This is a genomic window from Flammeovirga sp. SJP92 (assembly GCF_001583495.1).
In the GTDB taxonomy this organism is placed as follows: Bacteria; Bacteroidota; Bacteroidia; order Cytophagales; family Flammeovirgaceae; genus Flammeovirga.
On sequence record NZ_LQAQ01000108.1, the window covers coordinates 13,735 to 27,370 of the forward strand.

The window sequence follows — 13,636 nt, forward strand, 5'->3', positions numbered from 1 at the left end:
TGATATAAAATCATGAAAAAAATATATTCAATTTTTCTTCTCTTTGCTCTATTCGTAGGGTGTAAAGAAGAAGAAAAAGTAAAAATTGGGAGTTCTGATAGTCATGTAGCTCCTGTGTTGATAGAAACTCCAACAGCTGATACAGTAAGTATTTTAAAAGAAGAAGATGCTGACAATGTATTCACAACTGTAACTTGGACTGCAGCAGATTTTGGTGTATCAACTGAAATTATCTATTCATTAGTAGCAACAGCAGAAGGTTTTGATGGTGAATCTGTAATTAATACTGTAACAGGTAGTTCAACTTCTTCTACAGTAACAGTAAAAGAAATGAACACTGCTTTGATTAATATTACAAAGTATGTGAACGAGGCTCAAGTTGATACATTAAATATTTCTATTACTGTCACTGCTTACATGAGTAATGAAACAGTAGTAGATGCTAATGCAACTTCTCAAGCTTCATCATTTAGAGCTTTACCTTATTATACTCCACAGTTACCTTCTAACAAGATTTGGGTTAGAGGTAATCACCAAGGTTGGTCTGAAAATGATGATACAACCATTTTAGGATCAACAGAAGATTCAGGAGGTCCTTACACTGGTTACATGTACCTTGATGGTGGATTTAAGGTTTGTGAGTTACCAACATGGTCTGGTAAAAACTATGGTGCTAAAGTAGAGCCTACACCTTGGGAAACTGATGGTAATGGTCAAAAAGTAGAGATCTCAACTTCTGATGCAGGTGGAGGAGACTCGAAGAACTTAGCAACTGAAGAAGCTGGTATGTACTTCATGAATACTGATCTATCAACTTCATTATATGTTGAAAAATTAGTATTTAAGATTGAAGGTTCAGCTGTTTCTGCTCCTGTAACAATGGAATGGGATCCTAAAGAAAGAGTATTATTTGCTAATGTTGATTTCTTAGAGGGAACTTACACTTTCAAAGCAAATGATGACCATAACTTAGGTATGGGTTCTCAAGCAGGTTTAGCTTCTAATGGTGGAGAGCCAATCTCAGTGACAGCTGGTAACAAAGTAATTGTTCTTGATCTTAAAGTACCTGGTAATTTATCTTACTTCTATGCTGGTGCTGTATCGTCTACACCTCCTGTACTTACAGCTCCTACTACAACAACTTTAGTATTAGAAAAAGATAATGCTGATAATGATGTTGAAACTCTAAACTGGTCAGCAGCTGAATATGGTGATGAAACTTTAGAATCATATGTTGTAATGTTAGGAAGTCAAACTTTAGCCACTTTGACGAACGGAGAAACATCATACACTGCAAAAGTGAAAGATTTAAACATCGCAGCTTTAGCTGAAGGTGGTACTCCTGGTACTGCTGCTGACTATGAAGTAGTAATCAAAGCAATGTTTACTAATGAAAATGAGATTTCTTCTGAAGCTGTAGTTATGAACTTAACTCCATATGAAGCATTCCAACCTAAAGTATGGTTAGTAGGTTCTGCTACTCCTGCTGGATGGACTCATAACGATGAAGTTGTGTTGAACTTGACAGGTGCAAATGATGGTACTTACAATAATGCTTTCTGGATGAATGCAGAAGAGTTCAAAGTTACTTCTCAAGGTGATTGGAATGGTACAAACTATGGTTATGCTTCTGATGGTAATTTATCAACTGATGGTGGTGCAGGTAACATTCCAGTTGCATCAGCGAACCACTACATCGTTGAAGTGAACACTGAAAACCTTACATATTCATTAACTCCATTAGAGTGGGGTATCATCGGTAGTGCAACTGCTGGAGGATGGGATTCTCAAACAAACGCTACTACTTTTGATGCTACAGCAATGACTTGGACTTGGTCAGGTGTAACTTTAACAGGTTCGGCTGAGAGTTCTCCAGAATTCAAATTCAGAGCAAACGATAATTGGAGCTATAACTTCGGTTCTACAGACACTGAAGGTGCATTAGTTCATGATGGTGGAAATATTCCTGTAACTTCTGATGGTACGTATGATATTGTTATGTCTTACGACGCAGAAACAAGAACATTTAGCTATACAATTACTAAGCAATAATCTGGTGTTTTGTTAGAGAGATTCTAACAAAGCAATATTAAATAAATGTAAAACAGCATCAGGTTAATACCTGATGCTGTTTTTTTATCATGAAGCAATCCTTTTCATAAGTATTTATGAAAAGGATTATTTTTTATTCTCATTTCAACCGATTGCGCTACCGTTTGTGTTTAAAATGCACAAAATCAAATATTTATATATTTGAATATATTTAGTGTTATTCATACCTTTAACATTATTATATATATGAAAATGAATTTTTTTTAAACTAAATTATGAGAAGACTTTTACTTAAGACTGCTTGGTATATTTCTGTACTGCTGCTTGTTCCTTTCTGGACGTTTGCACAGGTAACTACAAATCCAGAGAAATCAACCGTTCTTACTGAAAATGTAGTGATCACTATTGATGTGTCAGGTACTCCTGTAGCTGGTGAAAGTGATCTTTATTTGTGGGGATGGAGTAACGTAGGTGATTTTGCAACGAATGGTTCGTGGGACGCGTCTTCAGATGCAGCAAAACTTAAAAAAGAATCTGATAACGTATTTTCATTTACTTTCCCTGTTACATCTGGTTCAAATACTTATAATACATTAGCGGAGATATTAGGTGCAGGGGATAATCCTACATCAATAGAATCAATAGGTTGTTTAGTTAAAACAGTTAATGGTAGCAGCAAAACTGATGACTTATCTATTCCATTTGAAGATTTAGCCGTTTCAGTGAATGTCATTAAACCATTGGCAACGGATTTATTTGTGGAAGGTGACAAAGTTGATATCGAAGCAACATCACCTGCTTCATCACAATTGTCTATTAAAGTAAACGGTACTGAGGTTGCTTCTCTTGATGGAACTAGTATTTCTTATTCAATAGAAAGTGTTCAAGCTGGTGATTTGAAAATAGAAGTTGCTGCTACTTCTGGTGATTTAACTGATACTAAAACATTAAACTTCGTTGTTGGTAATACAGTAGTGAAAGAAGATAGACCTTCTTATGCTACATTATTAGGTCCAAACTACAATGGGAGTGAAGTAACATTAGTATTGCAAGACCCAGCATCTAAAAAGAAATTTATCAATGTAATTGGTAGTTTCAACGATTGGAGTGATTTTTCAGCATATCCAATGAAATTAGATGTAGAAGGTGATGTGAATTATTGGTGGTATACATTTTCTGATTTAGATCCAGATGCTGAATATATCTACCAGTATCTAATTGATGGGACTGTAAATATTGCAGACCCATACACAGAAAAAGTATCGGATCCTTATGATGATAAATACATCAATCAAGATCATGAAAGGTATCCAAACCTTATTGAGTACCCTCATGGTAAAACAGATAAAAGAGCTTCTGTTTTACAGATCAATCAACCTACTTATGATTGGCAAAATAATGATTTTACTGCAGTTCCTTTAGCGGAAGCAGTTGTGTATGAGTTGCATATCAGAGATTTTGTTGCTAATGATACTTATGAAGAAGCTATTCAAAAGTTAGATTATATAAAAGATTTAGGTGCTAACACTATTCATCTAATGCCTGTCAACGAATTTGAAGGCAATGATTCATGGGGTTACAACCCTAACTTCTATTTTGCACCAGACAAATACTATGGTCCAAAAACAAAACTGATGGAGTTTGTGGATAAAGCACATGGAAAAGGTATGGCTGTTGTGATTGACCTAGTATTGAATCATTCTTTCCATTCATCTCCAATGATCAGAATGTATAATAAAGATGGTGAGTTTGGAGATCCATCAGAAGACAATCCGTGGTTTAACGAAAAATCTAACTTTGAAAACCCAGGTTTACAATGGGGTGCTGATTTTGATCACGAAAGTGAGTTCACTCAAGCACTTGTGGATAGTGTAAATGCTCACTGGATGAAATATTACCATGTTGATGGCTTCAGGTTTGACTTCACTAAAGGTTTTGGAAACAATATTAAAGGTGATGATGATTTTTGGGGTAGTAACTATGATGAAGATAGGGTTCGTTTGTTAAAAAGAATGAACGATGAGATTTTAAAGAGAAACCCTAATGCTTATGTAATTTTTGAACACCTTTCAGAAAACAAAGAAGAAGTTGAATTAGCAAAAGCGGGTATTTCTTTATGGGGTAATATGAACCATGATTTCAGAGATATTGTAAAAGGTGGAAATAAAAATATTTCTTGGCAATCACCAATAGAAAGAGGAATGCCAGTTCATGGAGTGATGTCATATATGGAATCTCATGACGAAGAGCGTTTGGTTTATGATTCTGAGAATTATGGGACAAAATTCCAAACTTATGATCTTAAGGAGCTTCAAAATGGTATTGATAGAGAAAAATTAGCTTCAGCTTTCTTCTTTATGGTACCAGGTCCGAAATTGATTTGGCAATATGGTGAAGTAGGTTACAATGTATCTATCAATCAAACTGAATATCAAGGTGAAGTTGATGGAGGTAACAGAACAGCTAGAAAACCATTGATTTCTGAGTTTGATACAGAAAATGATGCTATCCGCCAACAGTTATATGATACTTACGCTGCATTATTGAAATTAAGAGCAGACGAAAAATTAGGGTCTTTAGCTGATGATGCTTATGAGTATAATCTTTCAGATGCTGTTAAAACGATCTATTTGAACGGAGCAAATGGTAAAGTGAGAATTATTGGCAACTTCAATTTACAGCCTTTAGAAGAGTACACTTATGATTTCTCTGCTGATGGTGATACATGGTATAGCTATTTTGAAAATGGCAAGACTTATTCTGGAAGTGGAGCATTAAACTTAAACCCTTCAGAATTTATTGTACTAGTTAATAAAGAAGTTGAATACCCTGCAGATGGTTTGGTGACAGGTTATGTTCCTATGGTAGAAGTTACACCTTATAGTTTTGTTGAAGATGATGAAATTAAAGTATACTTCAACCCTGCACAAAGTTCTCAAGAGTTTGGTACTACAATTTCAATGACTGCAGGTGTTGTAGTTGATGAATATGGTTCAGGTAATATTACTAGCGAACAGTCAATGAATATGACAAAAGAAGGTGATAAGTATGTTGCAACATTCACTCCAAGAGATTTCTTAGGTTTGGATGCAGATGCTAAACCTTATGAACTTTCGTTGAAGTTTGATGATGCTAACTCTGACGCTTCTGAAGGTCCAGTATTTGTTGATTTCGTTGAAAATAATAGAAAACTCTATATTGTAGGTGACATTATGAATATAGGATGGGATCCTTCAAAAGCAATTGAAATGCAATCAGATGGAGAGGGCGGTTTCTTCTTAGAAGATGCAACATTGACATCTGGACAAATCTTTAAGTTTATCGACCAGAAAAACTGGGATGGTGGACAATGGGGGTATGATAGCCCAGGTAAATTGAAAGAAGCTAAAGGTGAAGGAGGAGATATTCCTGTTGCGGAAACAGGGACATTTACTGTAAGAGCAAACATTAGTGATTTAACTTATTCAATTGATAAAGTGACATCAATTGAAGATAATGAATTATCTAAAGCAGTGTTAGCTTATCCTAACCCATCTTCATCGTTTGTGAAAATTTTCGGTGAAAGCTTGAAAGGAGAAGTGATCTATCAATTAAGAGATAATACAGGAAGAGTAGTTTTTGCAGGCCAAGAAAGAATTTCGAATTATGAAATGACATTAGACTTGTCAAAACTTTCAGCAGGTATTTATTATATTGATATCACTACAACTGAAGGTAGAGTAGTGAAAAAAGTGATTAGAAAATAGATTAGTCTAAATTTCTATGAAAATAAAAAATCCGGTACTTGGAAAGCAAGTACCGGATTTTTTTTAGTTACAAACTAAATTTTCTTCAAATTCTTCTTTTGAATCAAATAGCACTCCTAAACTTCCTCTAAGAAGTTTGATGTAGTAGTCTTCATCATTATTTTCTAGAGGGATTCTTACAATGATAGTATTTTGTTCAATTTGTTCAATAGTGACTGACAGCTGATAAGTATTTAAGTAATCAATCCACGCTGCCTTGATTTGTAGAATTTTGCCAGAAGGATAATCTTTATTGTTAAAAAGTATCCACTTTCCCAACATTAAATCGAATAAACTATGATAAATAGACATAATAATAAAGTTATATTCTTATAACGTGGTACTTTTAAAACTATTCTATTAATTTACTTTTTTAATTCAAATTGATCGAAATAAACATCTGTCGAAAATTTTTAGAGCATTATGGCTAAGAAAAAGAAACGCAAACAATCAAATACTAAAATTTATATTGGCCTCGGATTAGCAGTAATTGCAGTAGCGGTAGCTGGATATTTTTATAATAAAAATAAAGAAGTGGCTACTAAAGTAGAATTTGCAGTAGCAACAAAAGGCACTATTACTGAGAAAGTTTCAGCTTCGGGTAGAGTACAACCTATTAATGAAGTAAATTTATCATCTGAGGTATCAGGCGAGATTAGAGAACTTTATGTTAAAGAAGGGGATTCTGTAAATACAAAACAGTTGCTTGCACAAATTAGACCTGACAATTTTCAGTCTGCTTTAGATCAGGCAAGAGCATCACTTAATGCTCAAAAAGCTCAATTAGCAAGATCAAGAGCAGATGAAGCTCAGAATGAAGCAAGGTTGCATCAAGCAGAACTGACTTATAAAAGAAATGAGAATCTTTGGAAGGATAAAGTAATTTCAGATCAAGATTACGAGAATAGTAAAGCAGAATATGAGATTGCTCAAGCTAATTTAAAAGCGGCAAAAGAAAGTGTTAGAGCTTCTGAATATACTGTGAAAAGTGCAGTAGCTCAGGTGGATGATGCAAAAGAGAGTTTGATGCTGACAAAGATTTTTGCTCCAATGTCTGGTGTTGTATCAAAATTGTCTGTTGAAAAAGGAGAAATGGTCGTCGGTGCTCGACAAATGTCGGCTACTGAACTGATGCGTATAGCCAATTTAGCAGAAATGGAAACTCGTGTTGATGTAAATGAGAATGATATTATCCGTATTCATGTAGGAGATACTGCCATTATTGATGTAGATGCGTATTCTTATAAAGACTTGAAGTTTAAAGGTGTAGTAACAGCTATTGCTAATTCTGCAAATGAAACAACAAGTACGGATGTAGTGACAGAGTTTGAGGTGAAAATTAGAATTTTACCTTCATCGTATTCTAAATTATTGGCGGAAAATAAGAGTTCAGAGTCTCCATTCCGACCAGGTATGACGGCAAGTGTAGATATCATTACACAAACGAAAAAAGACATCTGGATAGTACCTTTAACATCGGTTACAACGAGAAAGAGGTTTGAATTAAAGAAAAATGAAGAAGCAAGTGTTGATGGAGATGATAAAGAGGTAAAGGTTTCATCGGATGGAAAGGACAATGAATTAGAAGAGGTTGTTTTTGTTTATAATAAAGAAACTCAGAAAGTAGAAGCAAGAATTGTAAAAACGGGAGTAAGTGATTTTGAAAATATTGAAATTACTGATGGGATTTTTGAAGGAGATGTTGTGGTAAAAGGACCTTTCAGAGTAGTTTCGGAAACGCTATCTAATGGAGATAAAGTAGAATCTATGACTGATGAAGAGGCTAACAAGAAGCCTTGGGAATAACAATCGTTAAAAATTTGCTCAAATAACTGACTTTGTATATTGTTAATTAAGATAATATACAAAGTCTTTTTATTTTAAGAATTGACAGAAAATTAGTAACATATATTTTTGATGCAAGGCTCGTTTTATAAAAACTAGAGTCAAAAAATTATTTCACACATAAAAGTGTGATTACTTAAAAGGGTTTGGAAAAGAAATAATATAGAATGTCAGAATCATCTAAAGCAGTAAAAGAACCATTAAACAGGTCTCAGAAAAATGTTTTTTGGTTATTATTTATAAGTATATCACTCCTTAATTTATATGGAAACTATATAGAGAGTAAATCGCTCATTATATATTCAAAACCATATATAATACCATTTATTGCCATTTACTTTTCCACATCTTGGCAAGAGAAATCTGAAAATTCTATTATTTATAAAAGTATGATGATAGGTTTTTTCTTTGCATGGTTAGGAGATTTGTATATGATGTTTAGTGGAGATGAAAACATTATGATTATTGCATTGGTATGTTTCCTTATATGCCATCTTCTTTATATTGTAGCGTTATTTTTTTCAAGTGTAAAAGGAAACTACAAATGGCTTTTGTTTGTGACATTACCATTGGTAATTGGAGGAGCAATGCTCGGCCATCAAATAGGAGGAGGTGACAAATTTATGGTAGTCCCAGTAATGTTGTATAGTATTGTGATTTCAGTAATGTTTTCTTTCACTGCGATTAGAATGTTCACAAAGAAAAGTATTTGGGGAGCATTAACTTGTTTTGGAGGATTATTGTTTATTTGTTCAGATGTGATGATTGGATTTAAGAATTTTCAAGGAGTTACAATTCCTGAAACATATATAATGCTTACCTACATCTTTGCTCAAGTTTGTATTACAAGAGGGATGTTGTTTGAAGGCGAGAATAAATAAAAAAAGAAACACCTTTAATAAAAGGTGTTTCTAAACAATATTATCGTCAAATGAATAGAGTGTGTATATATAATTTCTTTACATAATTTTTGTATTCTTATATATAGACAATCAAATATGCACCATAGACAAAAAAAACTCAAATAATTTTAAAAAAAATCAGTGAGCGGTATTTATTTACATATTCCTTTTTGTAAACAAGCATGTCACTATTGTGATTTTCACTTCAGTACATCTTTGAAAACCAAAGATTTAGTGTTAGAGTCAATGATAGCTGAAATAGAGATGCAAAAAGAATTTCTTTCAAAAAAAATTCAGACAATTTATTTTGGTGGAGGTACTCCATCTATATTATCTACATATGAACTTGGAAAATTATTGGATAGTATTCATAAAAACTTCATCGTAGATAATGATAACTTAGAATTAACGCTTGAAGCAAATCCGGATGATTTAACCTCTCCAAAATTAAAAGAATTATCTTCATTGGGGGTAAATAGATTAAGTATTGGATTGCAGTCGTTTCATGAACCTCATCTGAAGCTAATGAATCGAGCACACAATGCTGAGGAGAGTAAGCAATGTGTAAAACTAGCTCAAGATGCCGGTTTTTCCAATCTTACCATTGATCTTATTTATGGAATTCCAGCTCCAAATCATTCCATATGGAAAAAAGATTTAGAGACAGCTTTAGAATTAGATGTGCCTCATATATCTTCCTATTGCCTTACCGTTGAACAAAAGACAGCTTTAGGAAAATGGGCTAAAACAGGAAAATTCAAACCAGCCGAAGATGAATTTGCCGCCGAACAGTTTGAATATTTAGTTGAAACTCTGAAGCAAAATGGATATGAACAATACGAGATTTCTAATTTTGCTAAAGAAGGTTTTTACTCTAAACACAATAGTGCTTACTGGCAAGGAAAACCTTATTTAGGAATAGGTCCAGGAGCCCATTCTTTTGATGGGAAAAAGTTGAGACAATATAACGTGTCCAATAACCCAAAGTATTATAAGTCAATTTTGGAACATCATCAACTGGACTGTGAAGTGGAGCACTTGACAAGGCGTGATGGAATAAATGAATATCTTCTTACTACATTGCGTACTAGTTGGGGATGTAATATTGAACATTTAAAAGAAGTATATCAGTTCGATTTGATGAAAGAAAAAGAAAAGGAATTAGAAAAAATGGATGCCTCTGGCTGGTTGGTTTGGAAAGGAAATAAGCTAATCCTTTCAGAATCAGGTAAGTTGTTTGCAGATCAGATTTCCAGTGATTTATTTCTATAAGCAATGTGTATAATGTTATAATGCTTATAAATTACGTAATTTTATTTGCCTATTAACTCCTAAGTCTTTTATATTCTGAGGAATAGTATTATTTTTAATACATTCTTAACCCATACGAGGTGTTTACTAATTCTCATAATATGAATGAAGAGCTACTTAATTTTTATGAAAACTGTAAACTCGGTGTAGCAGTTTATAAACGTTTGAGTAAAAATAATTACGAATTTGTGTATTATAATCCATCAGGAAGAGTAATGGATGGAGTGGAGGGGATTGATATTGTTGGAAAAAAAGTACATGATGTCTTCCCGAATGTTTTTGAATTTGGACTGTTAGATGTTTTTGAAAAAGTTCATGATACTGGAGATCCGTTAGAAATGCCCATCAAAGGCTATGTTGTTGATAATAAGACTACCTTGTACAGAACGAATAGAGTTCAAAAACTGTCCTGTGGTTTAATAGTTTCAGTCTATTCAGATGAATCAAAATTGTTTTCTTACATCAATAAAATCGAGGATGAAAACGAAATCCTATCTAGGGCCTTGGATTACACTTCTCACAATTTAAGAGGAGACCTATCGACTTCATTAGGAGTATTTGAACTTTTTGAAACCGTTGATGTATCTCCCGAAGAGAAATATACCTTATTGAGGGTAGTGAAGGAAAACTTAGAAAAAATCGATACCAAAATTCACCGGCTAGTCCGGTTACTTTCAAAAGGGATATCAGTTAATAACTAAAACATTAAGTCTAAAATCTAGAATAGAAAGAGTTTGCCCAATCATAAATTAGGTAAACTCTTTTTGTATATAAAGACATTAATTCTTTTAATTTTGTCATCCTTATTAAGAGTATGCTATGGCATCTTTTTTATTTCAATAACACTAAACTTTATGTAAAATTAATTTGATTTATTTGTAGATATACCAAAAATAATTTTACATTTAAATAGTAATGTAAAATGTGTTTTTTCGAAATGCTACTACTATGATCAACTAAAAACGCCTTTTGGTATGTTTGATGTTGATTTCTTGATCTTAAAATAACAAAAACTAATTCCCCAAAAGTACATAACTTAACTATGAACAGTGAACTAATTAATTTCTATGATAATTGTGAATTCGGAGTCGCGGTCTATAAAAGATTAAACAAAAAGAACTTTGAGTTTGTGTATTACAACCCATGGGGTAGAAAAATTGATGGGATAAATAAAGATGAAAAAGTGATTGGGAGAAAACTGCATGATGTTTTTCCTAATATTTTTGATTTTGGTCTCGTTGATGTACTTGAAAAAGTATATGAAACTGGTAATACTATTATTTTACCTAACAAAACCTATGTAGTAGATCAGGATAATTTACTACATAGAACTAATAGGGTTCAGAAGCTAAGCAATAATTTGTTGGTTGCTTTGTACACTGACCAAGAAGATATTATTGACCATTTAATGAAAATAGATGAGGAGAGAAAATTACTATGTACAGCCTTAGATTATATTTCTCATAATTTGAGAGGTGATGTGTCAACATCGTTAGGCGTTTTTGAATTATTTGATACAGTAGAGATTCCTAATCAAGAGAAAGAATCTTTGTTGCAAGTCGTAAAACAAAACTTGGAAAATATAGACACAAAAATTCATTCGTTAGTACGGCTATTATCCAAAGAATAAAAAAAAGAGTTTGCCTAAATAAACTAAGCAAACTCTTTTTATATATAAACTACTTGATGAATTCTTACATCATACCTGGCATACCACCACCCATTGGAGGCATAGCAGGAGCAGCAGCACCACCTTCTTCCTTCTCATTAGAAACTACACAGTCAGTAGTCAATAATAATGAAGCAACTGAAGCAGCATGCTCTAACGCTAAACGAGTTACTTTAGTTGGGTCGATTACACCAGCCTCAACTAAGTCTTGGTACTCTTCAGTGCGAGCGTTGAAACCGAAGTTACCTTCTCCTTCTAAAATTTTGTTTACGATAACTGAAGCTTCTAAACCAGCGTTACCCAAGATAGTTCTCAATGGAGCTTGGATTGCAGTTTTGATGATTTGAACACCAATAGCCTCATCAGGATGAGCAGTTTCAACAGCATCAAGAACAGCAGAAGCACGTAGTAAAGCAGTACCACCACCAACGATGATTCCTTCTTCAACTGCCGCACGTGTAGCGGCTAAAGCATCATCCACACGGTCTTTCTTCTCTTTCATTTCAGTTTCAGTAGCTGCACCAATGTAGATAATTGCTACACCACCCGCTAACTTCGCTAAACGCTCTTGTAACTTCTCTTTATCGTAATCTGAGGTAGTGTTCTCGATTTGAACGCGGATTTCAGCAACACGAGCTTGAACAGCTTCAGCTGAACCAGCACCGTTTACAACAACAGTGTTGTCTTTGTCGATGATCACTTTCTCAGCAGTACCTAGCATGTCGATAGTCGCGTCTTCTAGTTTCATACCAGTCTCATCAGAGATTACAGTACCACCAGTTAAGATTGCGATGTCTTGTAACATTGCTTTACGACGGTCACCAAAACCTGGAGCTTTAACAGCTGCAACTTTTAATGCACCACGGATTTTGTTTACTACCAATGTAGCTAAAGCTTCAGAATCAACATCTTCAGCGATGATTACTAATGGCTTACCAGTTTGAGCTACAGCTTCTAAAACAGGAAGTAATTCTTTCATTGTAGAAACCTTCTTGTCGTAGATTAAGATAAATGGAGTTTCCATATCCGCTTCCATTTTCTCTGTGTTAGTCACAAAGTAAGGAGATAAGTAACCGCGGTCGAATTGCATACCTTCTACTGTTTTTACTTCAGTTTCAGTACCTTTTGCCTCTTCAACAGTGATCACACCATCTTTACCTACTTTTTCCATTGCTTCAGCGATCATTTTACCGATCTCAGCATCGTTGTTCGCAGAGATAGTTGCTACTTGCTCAACTTCTTTGTTTGTCTCAACAGTCTTAGAAACGTTCTTTAATTCACCAACGATCGCTTTAACAGCTTTGTCGATACCACGTTTCAAATCCATTGGGTTAGCTCCAGCTACAACGTTTTTGATACCTGTAGTGAAGATTGCTTGTGTCAATACAGTAGCAGTAGTAGTACCGTCACCTGCTTCGTCAGCAGTTTTAGAAGCTACTTCTTTTACTAATTGAGCACCCATATTTTCGATTGGCTCCGCTAATTCGATTTCTTTAGCAACTGAAACACCATCTTTTGTTACGTGAGGTGATCCAAATGATTTTTCTAAAATTACGTTACGTCCTTTTGGTCCTAAAGTAACTTTTACAGCGTTCGCTAATGCGTCAACACCTTTCTTTAATCCTTCGATTGCTTCTGTATCGAAATGAAGATTTTTTGCCATGATTTTTTATATTTTTAATAGAGAAGTTTAATAATTCCTCTGTTGAAATTTTGTTTTAATAGTAGTGGAAATCCCATATGAGATTATTTCAATTAAACGATAGCCAAGATGTCAGCCTCACGCATAATTAAATAATCGCTTCCGTCTACATTTAATTCAGTTCCTGAATACTTACCATAAATGACAGTATCACCAACTTTAACAGTTAAAGGCTCATCTTTAGTACCATTACCAACCGCTACAACAGTACCTCTTTGAGGTTTTTCTTTTGCATTGTCAGGAATAAAAAGTCCTGATGCTGTTTGAGTTTCTGCAGCTGCAGGCTCGATTAAAACTCTATCTGCTAGGGGCTTAATGTTTACTTGTGACATTTTTATTTATCTGTTTTATAATTTTTATTATTCTAAAA

At 34.0% G+C, this 13,636-nt stretch carries 10 protein-coding genes; 7 read left to right on the plus strand and 3 right to left on the minus strand.

All coding sequences use genetic code 11. The features are described from left to right. Positions 1-12 precede the first annotated feature (12 nt). Both AVL50_RS27855 and AVL50_RS27860 read left to right on the plus strand, forming a co-directional pair. A complete protein-coding gene (locus AVL50_RS27855; protein WP_062620557.1) occupies positions 13-2,052 on the plus strand; it encodes a SusF/SusE family outer membrane protein in 2,040 nt (679 codons plus the stop codon). Positions 2,053-2,327: 275 nt separating this feature from the next. Then, positions 2,328-5,798: an alpha-amylase family glycosyl hydrolase gene (locus AVL50_RS27860; protein WP_062620559.1), complete on the plus strand. Its 3,471-nt coding sequence runs from the start codon at positions 2,328-2,330 to the stop codon at positions 5,796-5,798. A gap of 63 nt (positions 5,799-5,861) precedes the next feature. Here AVL50_RS27860 and AVL50_RS27865 read toward each other — a convergent pair whose 3' ends face one another. Further along, positions 5,862-6,149 carry a hypothetical protein gene (locus AVL50_RS27865; RefSeq protein WP_157491627.1) on the minus strand — a complete coding sequence of 96 codons (288 nt, stop codon included), beginning with the start codon at positions 6,147-6,149 and terminating at the stop codon, positions 5,862-5,864. A 111-nt stretch (positions 6,150-6,260) separates the two neighbouring features. Here AVL50_RS27865 and AVL50_RS27870 point away from each other — a divergent pair, with 111 nt between their 5' ends. The 5 genes from AVL50_RS27870 to AVL50_RS27890 all read left to right on the plus strand — a co-directional run bounded on the left by AVL50_RS27870 (position 6,261) and on the right by AVL50_RS27890 (position 11,525). Continuing rightward, positions 6,261-7,643, plus strand: a complete 1,383-nt coding sequence (locus tag AVL50_RS27870; RefSeq protein ID WP_062620563.1) for an efflux RND transporter periplasmic adaptor subunit — start codon at positions 6,261-6,263, stop codon at positions 7,641-7,643. A gap of 206 nt (positions 7,644-7,849) precedes the next feature. Then, positions 7,850-8,563 (plus strand): lysoplasmalogenase, encoded by a 714-nt coding sequence (locus AVL50_RS27875; protein ID WP_062620565.1) that lies wholly within the window; start codon positions 7,850-7,852, stop codon positions 8,561-8,563. 162 nt (positions 8,564-8,725) lie between these two features. After that, on the plus strand, positions 8,726-9,856 hold the full coding sequence (hemW, locus tag AVL50_RS27880; protein ID WP_062620571.1) for a radical SAM family heme chaperone HemW: 1,131 nt from the start codon (positions 8,726-8,728) through the stop codon (positions 9,854-9,856). A 140-nt stretch (positions 9,857-9,996) separates the two neighbouring features. Next, entirely contained in the window at positions 9,997-10,596 is a 600-nt protein-coding gene (locus AVL50_RS27885) for a hypothetical protein (RefSeq protein ID WP_062620574.1), read from the plus strand. Positions 10,597-10,937: 341 nt separating this feature from the next. Then, positions 10,938-11,525, plus strand: coding sequence for a hypothetical protein (locus tag AVL50_RS27890; protein WP_062620576.1), 588 nt, complete (start codon positions 10,938-10,940; stop codon positions 11,523-11,525). 64 nt (positions 11,526-11,589) lie between these two features. Here the strand turns inward: AVL50_RS27890 and groL are convergent, their stop codons facing one another. Both groL and groES read right to left on the minus strand, forming a co-directional pair. Continuing rightward, positions 11,590-13,227 (minus strand): chaperonin GroEL, encoded by a 1,638-nt coding sequence (groL, locus tag AVL50_RS27895; RefSeq protein WP_062620579.1) that lies wholly within the window; start codon positions 13,225-13,227, stop codon positions 11,590-11,592. Positions 13,228-13,319: 92 nt separating this feature from the next. Beyond that, complete coding sequence (gene groES, locus AVL50_RS27900; RefSeq protein WP_044210941.1) at positions 13,320-13,598, minus strand: co-chaperone GroES; 279 nt, start codon at positions 13,596-13,598, stop codon at positions 13,320-13,322. Between the last annotated feature and the right edge of the window lie 38 nt (positions 13,599-13,636).

What these genes read in the sequence shown, in the direction of transcription:
- AVL50_RS27855 (WP_062620557.1), top strand. Translation starts at nt 13, where the DNA reads ATGAAAAAAATATATTCAATTTTTCTTCTCTTTGCTCTATTCGTAGGG.
- AVL50_RS27860 (WP_062620559.1), top strand. Translation starts at nt 2,328, where the DNA reads ATGAGAAGACTTTTACTTAAGACTGCTTGGTATATTTCTGTACTGCTG.
- AVL50_RS27865 (WP_157491627.1), bottom strand. Translation starts at nt 6,149, where the DNA reads ATGTCTATTTATCATAGTTTATTCGATTTAATGTTGGGAAAGTGGATA.
- AVL50_RS27870 (WP_062620563.1), top strand. Translation starts at nt 6,261, where the DNA reads ATGGCTAAGAAAAAGAAACGCAAACAATCAAATACTAAAATTTATATT.
- AVL50_RS27875 (WP_062620565.1), top strand. Translation starts at nt 7,850, where the DNA reads ATGTCAGAATCATCTAAAGCAGTAAAAGAACCATTAAACAGGTCTCAG.
- AVL50_RS27885 (WP_062620574.1), top strand. Translation starts at nt 9,997, where the DNA reads ATGAATGAAGAGCTACTTAATTTTTATGAAAACTGTAAACTCGGTGTA.
- AVL50_RS27890 (WP_062620576.1), top strand. Translation starts at nt 10,938, where the DNA reads ATGAACAGTGAACTAATTAATTTCTATGATAATTGTGAATTCGGAGTC.
- groL (WP_062620579.1), bottom strand. Translation starts at nt 13,227, where the DNA reads ATGGCAAAAAATCTTCATTTCGATACAGAAGCAATCGAAGGATTAAAG.
- groES (WP_044210941.1), bottom strand. Translation starts at nt 13,598, where the DNA reads ATGTCACAAGTAAACATTAAGCCCCTAGCAGATAGAGTTTTAATCGAG.